The sequence below is a fragment of the Burkholderia sp. LFS061 genome (assembly GCF_047978125.1).
GTDB classification, from domain to species: domain Bacteria; phylum Pseudomonadota; class Gammaproteobacteria; order Burkholderiales; family Burkholderiaceae; genus Burkholderia; species Burkholderia pyrrocinia_C.
Genome location: NZ_JBFPFS010000013.1, coordinates 86,430 through 104,283, shown reverse-complemented (window position 1 = coordinate 104,283; position 17,854 = coordinate 86,430). Strand labels below are relative to the sequence as shown.

Sequence of the window (17,854 nt, the reverse complement as noted above, 5' to 3'; positions counted from 1 at the left end):
AAAAAAGCCGTTGGCGCGCAAACGCCAACGGCTTTTTTCCTGTGCGACCGCAGCCGGGAAGGCGCAGCGGTTCAGCGACGCGCGCGCGGCGTGAGCACGCTCGGCAGCGCCTTCGGCAGCGTGTGCGGCCAGTCGCGGCTGTAGTGCAGCCCGCGGCTTTCGCGGCGCGACTGCGCGCTTTTCACGATCAGCGTCGCCACGTCGACGAGGTTGCGCAGCTCGAGCAGGTCGCGCGTCACGCGAAAGTTCGCGTAATACTCGTGGATCTCGTCGCGCAGCAGCGACAGCCGGTGCTTCGCGCGTTCGAGGCGCTTGTCGGTGCGCACGATGCCGACGTAGTTCCACATCAGGCGGCGCAGCTCGTCCCAGTTGTGCGCGACGACGACTTCCTCGTCCGCATCCGACACGCGGCTTTCGTCCCACGCGGGCAGCGTGGCCGGCGTGTCCGAATCGAAGCCTGCCGCCTCGATCGCTTCGGCCGCCGCGCGGCCGATCACGAGACATTCGAGCAGCGAGTTGCTCGCGAGCCGGTTCGCGCCGTGCAGCCCCGTGTACGACGTTTCGCCGACCGCGTACAGGCCCGCGAGATCGGTGCGCCCGGCGAGATCGGTCACGACGCCGCCGCACGTGTAGTGCGCGGCCGGCACGACGGGGATCGGCTGTTTCGCGATGTCGATGCCGAATTCGAGGCAGCGCGCATGGATCGTCGGGAAGTGTTCGCGCAGGAACGCTTCCGGCTGATGGCTGATGTCGAGATACACGCAGTCGATCCCGCGCTTCTTGATCTCGAAGTCGATCGCGCGCGCGACGATATCGCGCGGCGCGAGCTCGGCGCGAGGATCGTGCGCGGGCATGAAGCGCGTGCCGTCGGGCAGCTTCAACAGGCCGCCTTCGCCGCGCACGGCCTCCGAAATCAGGAACGATTTCGCATACGGATGGAACAGGCAGGTCGGGTGGAACTGGATGAATTCCATGTTCGACACGCGGCAGCCGGCGCGCCATGCCATCGCGATGCCGTCGCCGGTCGCCGTGTCGGGGTTCGTTGTGTACAGATAGACCTTGCCGGCACCGCCCGTTGCGAGCACCGTGTGCGGTGCCTCGATCGTGATCGTGCGGTCGTTGTCGACGTCGAGCGCATAGAGGCCGTGACAGCGGCGGCCGGGCAGGCCGAGCCGGTCCGACGTGATCAGGTCGATCGCATGGTGATTTTCGAAGAACGTGATGTTCGGATGCTGGCGCGCGCGCTCCGACAGCGTCGCAAGCACCGCATGGCCGGTCGCGTCGGCCGCGTGAATGATCCGGCGGTGGCTGTGGCCGCCTTCGCGCGTCAGGTGGAAGCCGAGTTCGGCTGCGCCGTCCTTCGTGAACGGCACGCCTTGCGAGATCAGCCATTCGATCGCTTCGCGGCCGTGCTCGACGATATAGCGCGTCGCGCCTTCGTCGCACAGGCCGCCACCGGCGACCAGCGTGTCGCCGACGTGGTTCTCGATGCTGTCCGCCGAATCGAGGACCGCCGCGATGCCGCCCTGCGCGTTATCGCTTGCGCCCTCCATCATCGAACGTTTCGCGATCAGCGCGACACGTCGCGTGCTGGCCAGATTGAGTGCGACCGACAGGCCTGCCAGGCCGCTGCCGACGATCGCCACGTCGAATTTCATGCTGCATCTCCATCGTTACGCTTTTGATCTTGTGCGTTCCGGCGACCATGGCCGCGGAAAGGGGAGAGCATACCGCGTCGGGCCCGAGCGTGCGCGCAAAACAAAAAGCCCCGCATGCGCGGGGCTTTTCGGTCGCCGTCAGGCTGGCAGAAACCGGAGATTACTTGATCTTGGTTTCTTTGTATTCCACATGCTTGCGGACGACGGGATCGAACTTCTTGATCGCCATCTTTTCCGGCATGTTGCGCTTGTTCTTCGTGGTCGTGTAGAAGTGACCCGTACCAGCGGTCGACTCGAGCTTGATCTTGTCGCGTGCGCCTTTTGCCATGATTGTGCTCCTTGGGCTTAGGCTTCGCCGCGTGCGCGCAGGTCAGCGAGCACGGAATCGATGCCGTTCTTGTCGATCAGGCGCAGGCCCGCGTTCGAAACGCGCAGGCGCACCCAGCGGTTTTCGCTCTCTACCCAGAACCGGCGGTTTTGCAGGTTCGGCAGGAAGCGGCGCTTCGTCTTGTTGTTGGCGTGGGAAACGTTGTTGCCGCTCATCGGCGCTTTCCCAGTTACTTGGCATACGCGTGCCATGAGAGCACTCCTAATACGCTAAATTCGGGGTTCGATCGCCGATGAAGGTTCTCATCGCGCCGCCACGTGATCCATGGCTGCACTCTCAGAACGCCGTAGCCCTTGCAGACAAGGCCCTTCGATGGCTAGAACTGGTTGGAAAAAAGACAGACGGCGATTCTAGCAGAAAAAGTTCAGGAAAATCAAACCTAATTTCGCTTCGCCGTTGTGGCGCCCCGAGGCGGGCCGCCGCGCCACAGTCTACAGCCAACCGGCACGTGCGAACGAGAAAGTGTCGCTGGTGCCGACGACGACGTGATCGAGCAGCCGTACGTCGACGAGTTCGAGCGCGTCGCGCAGCACGCGGGTCAGGCGGCGGTCCTCCGCGCTCGGCTGCACCGCGCCCGACGGATGGTTGTGCGCGACGATCAGCGCCGCGGCGTTATGCGTCATCGCGCGGCGCACGATCTCGCGCGGGTAGACGGCCATGCGCGTCAGCGAGCCGCGCGTGATTTCCTCCGTCTCGATCAGGCCGTGGCGGGCGTCGAGGTAGACCGCGACGAACACTTCGCGCGGGTGCGAGCCGATCTTCAGCCGCAGATAATCCTCTACCGCGCCGGGCGAATCGATCGGCGTACGTTCGGATGCTTTCTCCTTCAGCATGCGCCGCGCGATCTCGGTGACCGCGGCCAGCCGTGTGGAGCGCGCAGGGCCGATGCCGGGGTGCGCCTCGAAATCGTCGGTCGTCGCCTCGAGCAGCCCGCGCAACGTTCCGAACTGCTTGACCAATGCGCGGGCGCTGACGAATACGTCGTGTCCTGGCTTGCCGGTGCCGAGCAGCAGCGCGATCAGTTCGTCGTCGGTCAGCGCGGCCGGTCCGCGCTCCAGCAATCGCTCGCGCGGCCGCTCGGGCCGCCAGTCGCCCGTGCGGCGCTTGCTCCGGCGAATCGGGAGGGCGCGGCGGGGCGGATCGGTCGGCACATCGGCGTCGTCGCGGCATTCGACCGGCGGCAAGGCGAGGCAGGGTGACAGCATGCTCGAAACTCCATTGGCGGCGGGCGGTCTGCGCGACGTCGTCGCACTTTCCGCCTTGCGCGCTCAGGTGACTTACAATATTGGTTTTGCGCCGGGCCTTTTCGGCCGTATCGGGCGCCGACTGAACGAGTAATTCATGAGCCTCATCGACCTATCCGAAGTGAAGCCCGGTTCCCACGTCACGTTGCATTACCGGCTCGCACTGGCCGACGGTGCCGACATCGTCAACACCTTCACCGACAAGCCGGCCACGCTGCTGCTCGGCGCGGGGCAACTGGCGCCGTCGCTGGAACAGATTCTGCTCGGGCTCAGGGTTGGAGACCACTCGACTTTTCAGCTAACGCCCGAACAGGGGTTCGGTCCCCGGAATCCCGACATGCTCCAGCGCGTGACGCTGTCGACGCTGCGCGAGAACGGGATGGTCGGCGACGATTTCACGCCGGGCGAGCTGATCGAGTTCAATGCGCCGGACGGCGGCCGGTATGCGGGGGTGCTGAAGGAAGTCGGCGAAACCTCGGCGCTGTTCGACTTCAACCATCCGCTCGCGGGCCAGGCGCTCACGTTCGAAGTGAAAATCATCGGAATCCTGTAATCATGAGCACCACCGATACGCTGTCCGGGCAGACCGTCGCCGCCGACGCCGAAATCCTGCTGGCCCAGCCGCGCGGCTTCTGCGCGGGCGTCGACCGCGCGATCGAGATCGTCGAGCGCGCGATCGCGATGCACGGTGCGCCGATCTATGTCCGTCACGAAATCGTCCACAACAAGTACGTGGTCGAGGATCTGAAGAAGAAAGGCGCGATCTTCGTCGAGGAACTCGAGGAAGTGCCGGCCGGCAATACCGTGATCTTCAGCGCGCACGGCGTGTCGAAGGCCGTGCGCGACGAGGCCGACGTGCGCGGGTTGCGCATTTACGACGCAACCTGCCCGCTGGTCACGAAGGTGCACGTCGAGGTGGCGAAAATGCGTCAGGACGGCGTCGATATCGTGATGATCGGGCACAAGGGCCACCCGGAAGTCGAAGGCACGATGGGGCAGGTCGAGCGCGGGATGCATCTCGTCGAGAGCGTCGAGGACGTGCAGAAGCTCGAGCTCGCCGATCCCGAGCGCATCGCGCTCGTCACGCAGACGACGCTGTCCGTCGACGACGCGGCCGAGATCATCGCCGCGTTGAAGGCGAAGTACCCGAAGATCCGCGAGCCGAAGAAGCAGGACATCTGCTACGCGACGCAGAACCGCCAGGATGCGGTGAAGTTCATGGCGCCGCAGTGCGATGTCGTGATCGTTGTCGGCAGCCCGAACAGCTCGAATTCGAGCCGGCTTCGCGAAGTGGCCGAGAAGCGCGGTGTGGATGCGTACATGGTCGACGCGCCCGATCAGATCGATCCGGCATGGGTCGCAGGCAAGCGCCGCATCGGCGTGACGGCCGGCGCGTCGGCTCCCGAAGTGCTCGCCCAGGCCGTGATCGCGCGACTGCGCGAGCTCGGCGTGCGCAACGTTCGCGCGCTCGACGGCATCGAGGAAAACGTGTCGTTTCCGCTGCCGCGCGGGTTGAACCTGCCGCCCGCCGCCTGATTGCCGCATCGCACCCGCGGAACACCGAAGCGCGCCTCCCGGCGCGCTTTTTTTTTGTACGTCGAAATCGAGATCGCAACCATTATTCGCGGTCATGGTGCAACCCGGTTGCTCCGCATGTTCGTAACCGTCTCTCAAAATTGGTTGCAATGCAGGAAAACCCCATCGAATCAGGATTATTGGCGTCCTATAAATGGAGTTACAATGCGCCCGTTTTCAGGCCTGAATGGCTTTGAAATCGGATTTGGGCAAGGCGCGGGAGACCATTCAATGCATGTGAAGTTGGCTTACGCCGTGTCCGTCGCCGCACCGGTTGCAATGCTTGCCGGTTGCAGCAAAAAGAGCGACGACGGGGCGGGCAGGGAGGCTGCGGTGTTCGCGGCAGCGCCGGCCAGCGGCGTGCGCGTCGCCGGAACCGGTCGTGCGGCACCATCGGTGTGCCGCATCGCGCAGCAATTGGGCAAGGACAAGGAAAACGGGGCACGTTTGGCGATCGAGGAAATCAACGCGCTTGGCCTGGCGAACGGCCGGGCAGCGGGCATGGAGGTTGCATTGCAACAAGCCGCCGGTCGCGGTGTGGCAGCGACCGTGCGTGCCGATCGACGGATGACGGCTACGGCGCCGCATGCATGCGGCGATGCGGGCAGCGTGCGGATGTCACCGCCCCCTTTTCATTTCGATTCGACGAAACAGCGTGTCGCCGCGAGCGGTGGTGTCGTGGTGTGCGGTCTGGTTCGTACGATGGATTCCGACGCAGCCCCGACGCATGTCGGGCGCGGCTTTCGCGATGCCTTGCCAGGCGACGCGGCACGGAATCCGATCCGCCCGGATGCGGGGCTTGCCTCGCACCGGACGGGAAAAGGCACGGATGCCGGGCAACCGGACGATGGCCGTCTCGGCATGCTGCCCTACGACTTCAAGGAGGCCACGAACACCGTCCTCGACGTCGTGACGATTTAGCGACGGGACTCATGACGGCACCGGAACAGTGCGGTGCCGTTTTTGTATCCGCTCCGGCGGCAGGTCCGGCCGTACAGGCCGGGCGGCGCGCGCCGGGACGATCCACACCCTTACCGGTATCGACTAGTACCCGCAGTGTCGCCGAGAAGGCGCGATTCCTCGCTTACCCGCGGGGCGCAGCGTCCTCCGGCAGCACGGGCCAAGGAGCTTTAAATGGATATTTTCGTCCAGCAGGTTCTCAACGGGCTGGTGCTCGGCAGTGTGTACGCCATCATCGCGTTGGGTTACACGATGGTGTACGGCATTCTCGGCATCATCAACTTCGCGCACGGCGACGTGCTGATGATCGGCGCGATGGTCGCGTTGTCGGCCATCACCGTGCTGCAGAACCACTTCCCCGGACTCGGCAACATCGCCACGCTGACGATCGGCCTGGGCATCGCCGCGGTCGTTTGTGCATTCGTCGGCTTCACGATCGAGCGTGTCGCGTACCGGCCGCTGCGCCGCGCGCCGCGCCTCGCGCCGCTGATCACCGCGATCGGCGTGTCGATCCTGCTGCAGACGGCCGCGATGATCATCTGGTCGCGCAACCCGCTGCCGTTCCCGCAATTGCTGCCGACCGATCCGATCAACGTGATCAAGGCCACCGACACGACGCCGGGCGCCGTGATCTCGGTGACTGAAATCGTGATCATCGCGGTGGCGTTCATCGTGATGGGCGGCCTGCTGCTGCTCGTGCACAAGACCAAGCTCGGCCGCGCGATGCGCGCGATCGCCGAAAGCCCGAACACGGCAAGCCTGATGGGCGTGAACCCGAACTTCGTGATTTCCGCGACGTTCATGATCGGCTCCGCGCTCGCCGCGCTGGCCGGCGTGATGATCGCGTCCGAATACGGCAACGTGCACTTCTACATGGGCTTCATCCCCGGCATGAAGGCGTTCACGGCGGCGGTGCTCGGCGGTATCGGCAACCTCGGCGGTGCGATGGTCGGCGGCGTGCTGCTCGGCCTGATCGAGCAGCTCGGTGCGGGCTACATCGGCAACCTCACGGGCGGCGTATTCGGCAGCAACTATCAGGACGTGTTCGCCTTCATCGTGCTGATCATCGTGCTGGTGTTCCGTCCGTCGGGCCTGCTGGGCGAACGGGTCGCGGATCGCGCGTAACGGAAGGGAGCAAACAACATGACATCCATTCAACCGATCGAATCCTCGACGTCGCTCGTCGAAGAGCGCAATACCGCCAAGACCGTCATCATCGGTATCCTGACCGCTGTGTTCGTGATCGCCGCGCCGATCATCATCGGCTCGGCCGGCGGCAACTACTGGGTCCGCGTGCTCGACTTCGCGATGCTGTACGTGATGCTCGCGCTCGGCCTGAACGTGGTGGTCGGCTTCGCCGGCCTGCTCGACCTCGGCTACATCGCGTTCTACGCGGTGGGCGCTTACACGGCGGCGCTGCTGTCTTCGCCGCACCTGACCTCGCAGTTCGAGTGGATCGCGGCCATCGCGCCCGGCGGGCTGCACATCCCGTTCCTGATCATCGTGCCGATCGCGATGGCGCTGGCGGCCACCTTCGGGATACTGCTCGGTGCGCCGACGCTGCGCCTGCGCGGCGACTACCTGGCGATCGTGACCCTCGGCTTCGGTGAAATCGTCCGGATCTTCATGAACAACCTCGACCGTCCGGTGAACATCACCAACGGCCCGAAGGGGATCACGGGCATCGATCCGGTGCATGTCGGCGGCTTCAACCTGTCGCAGACGCACTCGCTGTTCGGCTTCCAGCTGCCGTCGGTCTACATGTACTACTACCTGTTCGTGCTGTGCTCGCTGCTGGTGATCTGGGTGTGTACGCGCCTGCAGCACTCGCGTATCGGCCGCGCATGGGCGGCAATCCGCGAGGACGAGATCGCGGCGAAGGCGATGGGCATCAACACCCGTAACGTGAAGCTGCTCGCATTCGCGATGGGCGCGTCGTTCGGCGGCCTGTCGGGCTCGATGTTCGGCGCGTTCCAGGGCTTCGTGTCGCCCGAGTCGTTCACGTTCTGGGAATCGATCGTCGTGCTCGCCTGCGTGGTGCTCGGCGGCATGGGCCATATCCCGGGCGTGATCCTGGGCGCGGTGCTGCTCGCGATCTTCCCGGAATTCCTGCGCTCGACGATGAGCCCGCTGCAGCATGCGCTGTTCGGTCATGACATCGTCGATACGGAAGTGATCCGTCAGGCGCTGTACGGCCTCGCGATGGTGATCATCATGCTGTACCGCTCGGAAGGCCTGTGGCCCGCGCCGAAGCATGAGGACAAGATCGCGAAACTGGCGAAGCGCGCCAGCAAGAAGCCGGTGCGCGCGTAACGAACGGACAAGGGGATACACACATGAGCGACAAGCAAATCCGACTGTCCGTGCAGGGCGTGAACAAACGCTTCGGCGGCCTGCAGGCACTGTCCGACGTCGGCCTGCAGATCAAGGAAGGCGAGATCTACGGTCTGATCGGCCCGAACGGCGCCGGCAAGACGACGTTCTTCAACGTGATCACGGGCCTCTACACGCCGGACTCCGGCGACTTCAAGCTGGACGGCCAGAACTACACGCCGACGGCCGTGCACCAGGTCGCGAAGGCCGGCATCGCGCGCACGTTCCAGAACATCCGCCTGTTCGGCGGGATGACGGCCCTCGAGAACGTGATGGTGGGCCGCCACGTGCGCACCAAGCACGGCCTGCTCGGCGCGGTGTTCCAGACGCCGGCCGAACGCCAGGAAGAGCGCGAGATCAAGGAACGCGCGATCGAGCTGCTCGAATACGTGGGCGTGCTGCAGTACGCGGACTACACGTCGCGCAACCTGTCGTACGGCCACCAGCGCCGTCTCGAGATCGCGCGGGCGCTGGCGACCGACCCGAAGCTGCTCGCGCTCGACGAGCCGGCGGCTGGGATGAACGCGACCGAGAAGGTCGAACTCACGCGCCTGCTCGACAAGATCCGCTCGGACGGCCGCACGATTCTCCTGATCGAGCACGACGTGAAGCTCGTGATGGGGCTGTGCAACCGGATGACGGTGCTCGATTACGGCAAGGTGATCGCCGAGGGTCTGCCGCAGGACGTGCAGAAGAACCCGAAGGTGATTGAGGCATATCTCGGCGCAGGGGTGCACTGATGGCAGCGGCAATGTTGAAAATCAAGGGCTTGCAGGTCAACTACGGCGGCATCCAGGCCGTCAAGGGCGTTGACATGGAAGTCCGTCAGGGCGAGCTCGTGACGCTGATCGGCGCGAACGGCGCGGGCAAGACCACGACGATGAAGGCGATCACGGGTCTGAAGCCGTATTCGGCGGGCGACATCGAGTACGACGGCAAGTCGATCAAGGGCATCCCGGCACACGAGCTGCTCAAGCGCGGCCTCGCGATGGTGCCGGAAGGCCGCGGGATTTTCGCGCGGATGTCGATCGTCGAGAACATGCAGATGGGCGCGTACCTGCGCAACGACACCGAGCAGATCAAGAAGGACGTCGACCGGATGTTCGGCTTCTTCCCGCGCCTGAAGGAGCGTGCGTCGCAGCTCGCGGGCACGTTGTCGGGCGGCGAGCAGCAGATGCTGGCGATGTCGCGCGCGATTCTCTCCAAGCCGAAGCTGCTGCTGCTCGACGAGCCGTCGATGGGGCTGTCGCCGATCATGGTCGAGAAGATCTTCGAAGTCGTGCGCGAGATCTCGAAGGAGGGCATCACGGTGCTGCTCGTCGAGCAGAACGCGCGCCTCGCGCTGCAGGCGGCCGACCGCGGCTACGTGATGGACTCGGGCATGGTCACGATGGAAGGCGACGCGAAGCAGATGCTCGACGATCCGAAGGTGCGTGCAGCGTATCTGGGTGAGTAAGTGAATGAATGAGCGGGCCCGGTGACGCGCGGCGGCATACGCCGCGCGCGTCTTGCAAGGGCTTTCGAAAGGCTGTCACGGGATGCCGTGACAGCCTTTTTTTTCGTGTTGTGCGATTCGTGTCGAACTGTGTGTGCGAAGGCGACTCCATTCGACTGTTGCACCACGCACGCGACGCGGGAAACGGCAGGGCAGGCCACCCGCCGCCGGTCGCCCGCCGCCGGTCGCCCGCCGCCGGTCGCCCGCAAACCGACACGCGGGCCGCGTAGCATCGACGGCCCATCGGCACACGGAGAACACGCATGAGTCTGGACTACGGTTTCGTGAAGGCGAAGGTGACATCGGTGGCGAAGCTGAAGGGCTCGCCGCACGGCAGCGAGATCCAGTATCACATCCACCTGACGCTGGCGCTGCCGGCCGGCGACTGGGACGTCGCGATCAACGTCGGCACGAGCGATGCGGACGACTTGCTGAACTACAAGCTGGTCTACGATTTCCACCATCCCGTCACGCAGACGCTCGCGGCTGCGGCGGAGGGCTACACCGACCTCGCGGGGCAGGCCGCGCTGCCCGCGCTCGACTACCTGCGCAGCGACATCCTGAACGAGACGGGCGCGTGGCGCGCGAGCGCGGTGATGGACGGCACCGAGAACCCGGAGCCGATCCCGTCGCTGCTGCGGCTCGTGAGCGCCGCGCAGTCGCAGGGCCTCGACGTCGTCGTGTTCGGCCGCACGTATGCGGAAGGCAACGGTATTCACGACACGCACATGGACCAGGGCTCGACCGGCCCGAACTACCTGCATCGCGCAGGCGACGACCATAACGACCACAACGACGTCTGGCAGGACGGCGCGCTGATCGTGCGCGTGAGCGATACGCAGTGGGCCGCGTATTTCGCGGCGTTCGAACAGCAGGCCGTGCCGACCGACGCGCTCGGCAATCCGCTGCCGGGCGCGGGGCCGATCACGCGCTGAGGCCGGCCGCTGTCGCTGCCGGCTGCATCATGCGGCCGGCAGCGTCTTGCCGAACGAGATGCGCTCCTCGACGCGATAGCCGAGCGCCGCATAAAAGCGGCACGCATCGTCGTTGCCGGGCAGCACCTGCAGGTTGATCTTCAGACAGCCGCGCGCGGCGAGCGCGCTTTCCGCGTGCGCGATCAGCGCGCGGCCGACGCCGAGCCGCCGCGCGTCGTTCGCGACGCCGAACGAGTAGAGCCAGCCGCGATGTCCGTCGAAACCCGCCATCAGCGTGCCGACGACGCGCGCGCCGCTGGTCGCGACGAAGAACAGCTCGGGCTGCGTCGCGAGCTTCAGCTCGATCGATCGCAGCGGATCGCGGTGCGGCGGCGCGCCGGCTTCGTCGTACTGCGGGAACGCGTCGCGCCATACCGCGAGCACGGCATCGGTGTCGGCGCGTTCGAACGGGCGAATCGCGACAGCATCGGCGGCGGCATCCATCGCGGCGGTCTCCTTAGAGCGTGTCGAGGATCGACCGCAGCATCGCCATCATCTGGTCGATCTCGTCGGTCGTCACGTTCAGCGCGGGCATGAAGCGCAGCAGGTTCGGCCGCGCGGCGTTCAGCAGCAGGCCGTCGGGCTGCATGTCGCGCGCCTTCTCGACGATCTGCGGGCCGATATCCTTGCCGAGCAGCAGCGCGCGCAGCAGGCCTTCGCCGCGTTCGCCTTCGAAGCCGCGCTCCTCCGACAGCTCGAGCAGCTTGCGCTTCAGGTATTCGCCGCGTGCGCGCACGCCTTCGAGGAAGCCGGGCGCGACGAGCTGCGAGATCACCGAATAGCCGGCCGCCGTCATCAGCGGGTTGCCGTTGTACGTGCCGCCCTGGTCGCCGGCCTCGAACACCGCGACATCGGCCTTCGACAGCAGCGCCGCGAGCGGCACGCCGCTGCCGATACCCTTGCCGAGCGTCATGACGTCCGGCTCGATGTCGGCGAGCTCGTACGCGAACAGCGTACCCGCACGGCCGCAGCCGCTCTGCACTTCGTCGACGATCAGCAGCAGGTTGTGCTGCTTCGTCAGCGCGCGCAGTTCGCGCATGAATTCGCGCGTTGCCGGGATCACGCCGCCTTCGCCCTGGATCGGTTCGAGCATCACGGCGACGGTCTTGTCGGTGATCAGCTTCTCGACCGAGTTGATGTTGTTCAGCTCGGCCTTCGGGAAGCCCGGCACCTGCGGCGCGTAGATCGTGTCCCAGCCCGGCTTGCCGCTGGCCGACATCGTCGCGAGCGTGCGGCCGTGGAAGCTGTGGTCGAACGTGATGATCTCGTATGCACCGTTGCGGAACTTGCGGCCCCACTTGCGCGCGAGCTTGATCGCACCTTCGTTCGCCTCGGCGCCGCTGTTCGTGAAGAACACCTTGTCGAACACGCTGTGCTGCGTGAGCAGGCCCGCAAGCTTCGCCATCGGCTCGTTGTAGAACGCCGGCGACGGGTTCAGCAGCTTTTCGGCCTGCGTCTTCAGCGCTTCGACGACACCGTCGTTGCAGTGGCCGAGGCTGTTGACGGCCCAGCCCTGGATGAAGTCCAGATAGCGCTTGCCCGTGTGATCGTAGAGCCACGAACCCTTGCCGTGCGTAAACACGATGTCGGGGCGGTTCGTGATGTACATCAGCGAGTCGATCGGGTAATCGTTCAAGGGCATGGCAGCAGACTCCAGCGGACGTTGAAAGGGAAACGGGCAATAAAAAGCCACGGAAGGCCGTGGCTGGTGGGTTCGAACAGCTTGTGCGTAACCGGTGAAGCAGTGTGGGGTTACGCGCGAGTCCGTGACGAGCCTGCGGCATCCGGGCGGAGCGGCGAGCGGCGACGTCGGAGAGCGGACAGGAAGCGGTTCATGTGCGCAAGCATAAGGCATCCCGCGCCCCACTGTAAACCGCCGCGACGCCACGGATGTGACAGCGCGGCGCGGAACGCGGGTGTGCCGTACTCAGACCGGATGCGCGAGATCGGCGGCGCTCGTGAACGAGTCCGCGTAGAACTCGTCGGCCGGCAGCGCGTGGTGCTGCGTGAAGTCGCGCTGCGCGGATTCCACCATCACCGGCGCGCCGCACGCGTACACCTGGTGACCCGACAGATCGGGCAGGTCCTCGATCACCGCGCGATGGACGAAGCCCGTGCGGCCCGTCCATTGGTCGCCGTCGTCGGGCTCGGAGAGCACCGGCACGTACTTGAAGTTCGGGATTTCGCCGGCCCACTGCTCGGCGAGTTCGCCGAGGTAGATGTCCTTCTTGCGGCGTGCGCCCCAGTAGAGCGTCATCGGGCGCGTGATGCCGCGGTGCTTCACGTGTTCGATGATCGCCTTGATCGGCGCGAAGCCCGTGCCCGATGCAAGCAGTACGATCGGCTTGTCGGAATCCTCGCGCAGGAAGAACGTGCCGAGCGGGCCTTCGAAGCGCAGGATGTCGCGCTCCTTCATCGCGCCGAACACGTGGTCGGTGAACTTGCCGCCCGGCATGTGGCGGATGTGCAGCTCGATCGGGCCTTCCTCGTGCGGCGCGTTTGCCATCGAGTAGCTGCGGCGCGAGCCGTCCTTCAGGATGAACTCGACGTACTGGCCCGCGAGGTACTGCAGGCGCTCGTTGGCGGGCAACTGCAGCTTCACGACCATCACGTCGTCGGCCTTGCGCTCGAGCGCGGCGATCCGGCACGGCAGCTTCTTGACCTGCACGCCGTCGACGCCGGCGATTTCGCGCACGTCGATCTCGAGATCGCACTGCGCCTTCGAGCAGCACAGCAGCGCGAGGCCGCGCGTGCGCTCGTCATTGGACAGGGCCGACGCGGCATGCGGGCCCTGTTCGATCTGGCCCGACACGATCTGGCCCTTGCAGGAGCCGCACGCGCCGTTCTTGCAGCCGTACGGCAGATGGACGTTCTGGCGCAGCGCGGCCGCCAGCACGGTTTCGTCCGACTCGACCTGGAATTGCCGGCCGCTTTGCTTGAGAGTGACGTTGAATGCCATAGAACCAAACTAGAACAAAATGTGGGGACCGTGCATGTCGAGCACGGCAGCTACAATGCAAACCCGTTGCGCGTCGCGCAACGGTGGCTACTGATTTCGCAACCAACATGATCGCGACACGAATCCTGCGCCGGCCGCGCGCACTGATCGTCGGCTGTGGCGACGTCGGCATGCGCTGCGTCGCGCAATGGCGCGACACGCGCCGCAATCTGCGGATCTTCGCGCTGACGAGCCACCCGGCCCGCCGCGACGAGCTGCGTGCCGCAGGCGCGACGCCGATCGTCGGCGACCTCGATCGCCCGGCGACGCTCGGCCGCCTCGCGGGCCTTGCCGGCACGATCCTGCATCTGGCGCCGCCGCAGTCCGACGGCCGTGACGACCGGCGCACGCGTGCGCTGATCGCCGCAACGACCGTGCCCATGCGGCGACCGTCGGCACCGCCGGCCCCTGCGGTCGGCCGGCTCCGAACGCTGCGCGCCGCTGCCCGGCAGGCCGGCACGCCCGTTCGGGCAGCGCGTATTGTACCCGACGGTCTTCGTGCGCCGAGGCTCGTCTACGCGAGCACGACGGGCGTATACGGCGATTGCGGCGGCGCGCGCATCGACGAAACGCACCCGCTGCGTCCCGCGAATCCGCGCGCGTTCCGGCGCGTGTCGGCCGAGCGGCAACTGCGCGCGGCGACGGTGCGCGGCGTGCTGTCCGCGCGCATCGTGCGCATTCCCGGCATCTACGCGGCGAACCGTCTGCCGGTCGCGCGGCTCGAGCGCGGCACGCCGGCGCTCGAGCCGGCCGACGACGTCTACACGAACCACATCCACGCCGACGATCTCGCGGCGATCCTGCGCCGCGCGGCCGAGCGCGGCAGGCCGGCGCGCGCCGTGCACGCGTCGGACGACAGCGAACTGCGGATGGGGGAGTATTTCGACCGGGTCGCGCAGGCGCTCGGCCTGCCGCGGCCGCCGCGCGTCAGCCGCGCGGACGCCGAGCGTCAGCTCGAGCCGGCGCTGCTGTCGTTCATGCGCGAGTCGCGGCGCCTGTCCAACGCACGGCTCAAGGCCGAATTGTGCGTGACGTTGCGTTATCCGACCGTAGACGATTTCCTTCAAACGCTCGCGCCGGGCAGCGCGTCAGGTCAGCGCCGGTAACGCCTCGATCAGCAGGAAGCACAGCAGCGCGCCGATCAGCGCGCCGATCAGGTTCGGATGATATTTGTGCTTCCGGTGCATCGTGGCCAGCAGCCCGCCGATCACGATGACGCCGACGACCGCGAACGCGATCATCATGTACGGCAGTTCGGAAGAATGGTTGAGGTTCATGATGTCTCCCCTGCATCGCTGCTCGTGCAGCTTGTGATTTGAGTATAGCGGGGGATCGTGAGGCCGAGACGCGGCCGGACACCGAACGGTCGTGCGGATTTTCCCTTACAGGGTTTTGACGGGATTGCGCAACGCTGAAAGGTCGGCGTCATCGAGCCACCGCCACGAGCCGGGTTCGAGGTCGTCCGGCAGCGCGAAGCCGCCGATGCTTTCGCGGTGCAGCAACTCGACGCGGTTGCTTGCCGCCGCGACCATGCGTTTCACCTGGTGATACTTGCCTTCCAGAACGGTCAGCGCGAGCGCGTGCGTGTCGCGCGCATCGGCGGCGACCGCCACGATCGGCTTCGGCTCGCCGTGGAGCTGCACGCCGGTGCGCAGCGCATGCAGTTGCGCATCGTCGAGCGGGTGGCGCACGGTCGCCACGTAGGTCTTCGGCACCTTGCGCTTCGGCGACGTGTACGCGTGCACGAACTGGCCGTCGTCGGACAGCAGCAGCAGGCCTGTCGTGTCCTGGTCGAGACGGCCGACGCACTGCACGCCGCGCGCGACGAGCGGCGCGGGCAGCAGGCTGAACACGCTTGCATGATGTTGCGGATCGCGCGAACACTCGTAGCCGGCCGGCTTGTTGAGCGCGAGATACGCGTGCGCGTGGAACGGCCAGGCCGTATCGTCGACCGAGAATACGAGGCCGTCGGTGTCGAACGACGCGTCGGGGTCGGTCGCGCTGGCGCCGGCGACGGCGACGCGGCCCGCTTCGATCAGGCCGCGGCACTGGCGGCGCGAGCCGAAGCCCTGGGTGTAGAGAATACTTTCGAGATCCATAGCGGGCGCATTCTATCAAGCAGCGCGCGACCGGCATGAGCACGCATGCGCTGGTAAGCTCCCGGAACGCCGCGCGGCGCTCGTTCATTCTTCACGGAAAGTCCATGCATTTCGATTCGTTCCCGTTCGGCCGCAAGGCTGCCGCAGTCATCCTTGCCGCGACCGCTTCGTCGGCCGCGTTCGCGCATGCGCATCTCGCGAAGAGCGATCCGGCGGCGGGCGTGGTGCTGGCCGCCGCACCGGCCGCCGTCACGATCGACTTCACCGAGCCGCTGGAGCCGGCGTTCAGCTCGATCGTCGTCGTCGACGGCGACGGCAAGACGGTGTCGGACGGCAACGCGCGCATCGATGCGTCGAACCGCAAGCGGATGACGGTGCCGCTCACGGCGGTCGGCACGGGCGCCTATACGGTGAAATGGGTGGCCGTCGCGACCGACGGGCACCGCACGCAAGGTGCGTACGGCTTCGGCGTGAAGTGACGCAATGGCGGCGGCAGGCCCGTGCCAGGGCTGCCGCCGCTCTTATCCGACAGGGAGTTTCCCGCATGAATCCGACGACGCTCGATGCACTCGCCGATTTCCCCCGTCTGCTCGAAGCCCATTTCGCGGCCGTGCCCGACGGCTATGCGCGCTGGACACCCGACGACTGGGCCGGGATCCCGAGCGAGCACTTCTCGCCGCTCGGGCAGCTCTGCCATGTGCGCGACATCGAGATCGACGGTTATCACGTGCGGCTGCGGCGGATGCTCGACGAAGATCGGCCGCTGCTCGTGTCGATCGACGGTGATGCGCTCGCGGTCGAGCGCCGCTACAACGATGCCTATGCGTCCGACGTGCTCGCGGCGATCCGCGAAGCGCGACGCGAGACGCTGGACCTCGTGTCGCGCCTCACGCCCGAACAGTTCGAGCGTATCGGCGAGTTCGACGGCTACGGCTCGCTGACCGTGCGCGGGCTCGTCCATTACCTGTGCAGCCACGATCAGCAGCATCTGGCCGGCATGCAATGGCTGCTCGGCAAGATCGACGCGGCGCTGTACGCACGCTGAACCGGCCGGCGCTCGCGCCACCGCGAGCGGATTCCGGTGCCGCCGTCGGTGCGGCAGCGCACACTGCGATGTTCCGATTGGATCGGTTTTTTGGATAATCCATCCAGCCGCGACCGGCTGACCGGCGCGGCGCGCGTGCCTACACTCCAAGCTTCGTTCAACGAAAAAAGGAGTCAACCGTGGCAACTCACACGCTCGCAGACAAGGTCGTCCTGATCGCAGGCGGCGCAAAGAATCTGGGCGGCCTGATCGCGCGGGACCTGGCGGGCCACGGCGCGAAGGCGGTGGCGATTCACTACAACAGCGCGGCGTCGCAGGCGCAGGCCGAGGAGACGGCCGCAGCGGTGCGCGCGGCCGGTGCCGAGGCCGCAACGTTCCAGGCCGACCTGACGACGGCCGCCGCGGTCGAGAAGCTGTTCGACGATGCGAAGCAGCGCTTCGGCAAGATCGACATCGCGATCAACACGGTCGGCAAGGTGCTGAAGAAGCCGTTCACCGAGATCAGCGAAGCCGAGTACGACGAGATGTTCGCCGTCAACAGCAAGTCGGCGTTCTTCTTCATCAAGGAAGCGGGGCGGCACCTCGAGGATCACGGCAAGCTCGTCACGCTCGTGACGTCGCTGCTCGGCGCGTTCACACCGTTCTATGCGGCGTACGAAGGGTCGAAGGCACCGGTCGAGCACTTCACGCGCGCGGCGTCGAAGGAGTACGGCGCACGCGGGATTTCGGTGACGGCCGTCGGGCCCGGCCCGATGGACACGCCGTTCTTCTATCCGGCCGAGGGCGCCGATGCGGTCGCATATCACAAGACGGCGGCCGCGCTGTCGCCGTTCAGCAAGACGGGCCTGACCGACATCGAGGACGTCGTGCCGTTCATCCGCCATCTCGTGACCGACGGCTGGTGGATCACGGGCCAGACGATCCTGATCAACGGCGGCTATACGACCAAGTAACCGACCGCTTAATGGGCCGCATCGGCCGCCGCCGCGGGCGCACGGCGCACCGCAATGGCTCGTTTGCGTGGACAATGGACGGGCGCGCAGCC

Annotated in this window: 22 protein-coding genes; 13 read left to right on the top strand and 9 right to left on the bottom strand. The window is 66.1% G+C overall.

The window, feature by feature from the left end; all coding sequences use genetic code 11:
* Nucleotides 1-71: 71 nt before the first annotated feature.
* The 4 genes from nadB to radC all read right to left on the bottom strand — a co-directional run bounded on the left by nadB (nt 72) and on the right by radC (nt 3,251).
* Nucleotides 72-1,658, bottom strand: coding sequence for an L-aspartate oxidase (gene nadB / locus ACNQQL_RS14875; RefSeq protein WP_347064546.1), 1,587 nt, complete (start codon nt 1,656-1,658; stop codon nt 72-74).
* A 160-nt stretch (nt 1,659-1,818) separates the two neighbouring features.
* Nucleotides 1,819-1,986 (bottom strand): 50S ribosomal protein L33, encoded by a 168-nt coding sequence (gene rpmG / locus ACNQQL_RS14870; protein ID WP_006478046.1) that lies wholly within the window; start codon nt 1,984-1,986, stop codon nt 1,819-1,821.
* 17 nt (nt 1,987-2,003) lie between these two features.
* Nucleotides 2,004-2,237 carry a 50S ribosomal protein L28 gene (gene rpmB / locus ACNQQL_RS14865; protein ID WP_004186391.1) on the bottom strand — a complete coding sequence of 78 codons (234 nt, stop codon included), beginning with the start codon at nt 2,235-2,237 and terminating at the stop codon, nt 2,004-2,006.
* A 240-nt stretch (nt 2,238-2,477) separates the two neighbouring features.
* Nucleotides 2,478-3,251, bottom strand: a complete 774-nt coding sequence (gene radC, locus ACNQQL_RS14860) for a RadC family protein (RefSeq protein ID WP_347064545.1) — start codon at nt 3,249-3,251, stop codon at nt 2,478-2,480.
* Between radC and ACNQQL_RS14855 the strand changes: the two genes are divergently transcribed.
* The 9 genes from ACNQQL_RS14855 to ACNQQL_RS14815 all read left to right on the top strand — a co-directional run bounded on the left by ACNQQL_RS14855 (nt 3,250) and on the right by ACNQQL_RS14815 (nt 10,628).
* Entirely contained in the window at nt 3,250-3,384 is a 135-nt protein-coding gene (locus ACNQQL_RS14855) for a hypothetical protein (RefSeq protein ID WP_258170484.1), read from the top strand. The genes radC and ACNQQL_RS14855 overlap by 2 nt on opposite strands.
* Before the next feature lie 3 nt (nt 3,385-3,387).
* Nucleotides 3,388-3,843: an FKBP-type peptidyl-prolyl cis-trans isomerase gene (locus ACNQQL_RS14850; RefSeq protein ID WP_034178811.1), complete on the top strand. Its 456-nt coding sequence runs from the start codon at nt 3,388-3,390 to the stop codon at nt 3,841-3,843.
* Between the two features lie 2 nt (nt 3,844-3,845).
* Entirely contained in the window at nt 3,846-4,826 is a 981-nt protein-coding gene (gene ispH / locus ACNQQL_RS14845; RefSeq protein WP_034178810.1) for a 4-hydroxy-3-methylbut-2-enyl diphosphate reductase, read from the top strand.
* A gap of 204 nt (nt 4,827-5,030) precedes the next feature.
* A complete protein-coding gene (locus tag ACNQQL_RS14840; protein WP_347064544.1) occupies nt 5,031-5,786 on the top strand; it encodes an amino acid-binding protein in 756 nt (251 codons plus the stop codon).
* Nucleotides 5,787-5,999: 213 nt separating this feature from the next.
* Nucleotides 6,000-6,950, top strand: a complete 951-nt coding sequence (locus ACNQQL_RS14835) for a branched-chain amino acid ABC transporter permease (RefSeq protein ID WP_034178808.1) — start codon at nt 6,000-6,002, stop codon at nt 6,948-6,950.
* Between the two features lie 18 nt (nt 6,951-6,968).
* On the top strand, nt 6,969-8,138 hold the full coding sequence (locus tag ACNQQL_RS14830) for an ABC transporter permease subunit (RefSeq protein ID WP_347064543.1): 1,170 nt from the start codon (nt 6,969-6,971) through the stop codon (nt 8,136-8,138).
* 23 nt (nt 8,139-8,161) lie between these two features.
* Nucleotides 8,162-8,938 (top strand): ABC transporter ATP-binding protein, encoded by a 777-nt coding sequence (locus tag ACNQQL_RS14825; protein WP_034178806.1) that lies wholly within the window; start codon nt 8,162-8,164, stop codon nt 8,936-8,938.
* The gene (locus ACNQQL_RS14820; RefSeq protein WP_034178805.1) at nt 8,938-9,654 is read left to right on the top strand and encodes an ABC transporter ATP-binding protein; all 717 of its coding nucleotides are present in this window, start codon (nt 8,938-8,940) and stop codon (nt 9,652-9,654) included. The genes ACNQQL_RS14825 and ACNQQL_RS14820 overlap by 1 nt, the downstream gene beginning before the upstream one ends.
* A gap of 302 nt (nt 9,655-9,956) precedes the next feature.
* On the top strand, nt 9,957-10,628 hold the full coding sequence (locus ACNQQL_RS14815) for a DUF2278 family protein (protein WP_347064542.1): 672 nt from the start codon (nt 9,957-9,959) through the stop codon (nt 10,626-10,628).
* A gap of 27 nt (nt 10,629-10,655) precedes the next feature.
* Here the strand turns inward: ACNQQL_RS14815 and ACNQQL_RS14810 are convergent, their stop codons facing one another.
* The 3 genes from ACNQQL_RS14810 to ACNQQL_RS14800 all read right to left on the bottom strand — a co-directional run bounded on the left by ACNQQL_RS14810 (nt 10,656) and on the right by ACNQQL_RS14800 (nt 13,626).
* A complete protein-coding gene (locus ACNQQL_RS14810) occupies nt 10,656-11,111 on the bottom strand; it encodes a GNAT family acetyltransferase (protein ID WP_111016302.1) in 456 nt (151 codons plus the stop codon).
* 13 nt (nt 11,112-11,124) lie between these two features.
* Nucleotides 11,125-12,309 (bottom strand): acetylornithine transaminase, encoded by a 1,185-nt coding sequence (locus ACNQQL_RS14805; RefSeq protein WP_034178802.1) that lies wholly within the window; start codon nt 12,307-12,309, stop codon nt 11,125-11,127.
* Between the two features lie 285 nt (nt 12,310-12,594).
* The gene (locus tag ACNQQL_RS14800) at nt 12,595-13,626 is read right to left on the bottom strand and encodes a CDP-6-deoxy-delta-3,4-glucoseen reductase (protein ID WP_072444867.1); all 1,032 of its coding nucleotides are present in this window, start codon (nt 13,624-13,626) and stop codon (nt 12,595-12,597) included.
* 107 nt (nt 13,627-13,733) lie between these two features.
* On the opposite strand from ACNQQL_RS14800, the gene ACNQQL_RS14795 reads away from it, so the two are divergent.
* On the top strand, nt 13,734-14,771 hold the full coding sequence (locus tag ACNQQL_RS14795; RefSeq protein ID WP_347064541.1) for an NAD-dependent epimerase/dehydratase family protein: 1,038 nt from the start codon (nt 13,734-13,736) through the stop codon (nt 14,769-14,771).
* On the opposite strand, the gene ACNQQL_RS14790 is transcribed toward ACNQQL_RS14795, so the two are convergent.
* The gene (locus tag ACNQQL_RS14790; RefSeq protein WP_347064540.1) at nt 14,754-14,942 is read right to left on the bottom strand and encodes a hypothetical protein; all 189 of its coding nucleotides are present in this window, start codon (nt 14,940-14,942) and stop codon (nt 14,754-14,756) included. The two genes, ACNQQL_RS14795 and ACNQQL_RS14790, sit on opposite strands and share 18 nt — an antisense overlap.
* 105 nt (nt 14,943-15,047) lie before the next feature.
* Nucleotides 15,048-15,764: a 16S rRNA pseudouridine(516) synthase gene (locus ACNQQL_RS14785; RefSeq protein WP_347064539.1), complete on the bottom strand. Its 717-nt coding sequence runs from the start codon at nt 15,762-15,764 to the stop codon at nt 15,048-15,050.
* Between the two features lie 104 nt (nt 15,765-15,868).
* Between ACNQQL_RS14785 and ACNQQL_RS14780 the strand changes: the two genes are divergently transcribed.
* The 3 genes from ACNQQL_RS14780 to ACNQQL_RS14770 all read left to right on the top strand — a co-directional run bounded on the left by ACNQQL_RS14780 (nt 15,869) and on the right by ACNQQL_RS14770 (nt 17,762).
* Nucleotides 15,869-16,243 carry a copper resistance CopC family protein gene (locus ACNQQL_RS14780; RefSeq protein ID WP_204424208.1) on the top strand — a complete coding sequence of 125 codons (375 nt, stop codon included), beginning with the start codon at nt 15,869-15,871 and terminating at the stop codon, nt 16,241-16,243.
* A 65-nt stretch (nt 16,244-16,308) separates the two neighbouring features.
* A complete protein-coding gene (locus tag ACNQQL_RS14775) occupies nt 16,309-16,809 on the top strand; it encodes a DinB family protein (RefSeq protein WP_072444858.1) in 501 nt (166 codons plus the stop codon).
* Nucleotides 16,810-16,988: 179 nt separating this feature from the next.
* The gene (locus tag ACNQQL_RS14770; protein WP_006478064.1) at nt 16,989-17,762 is read left to right on the top strand and encodes an SDR family oxidoreductase; all 774 of its coding nucleotides are present in this window, start codon (nt 16,989-16,991) and stop codon (nt 17,760-17,762) included.
* Nucleotides 17,763-17,854 lie beyond the last annotated feature (92 nt).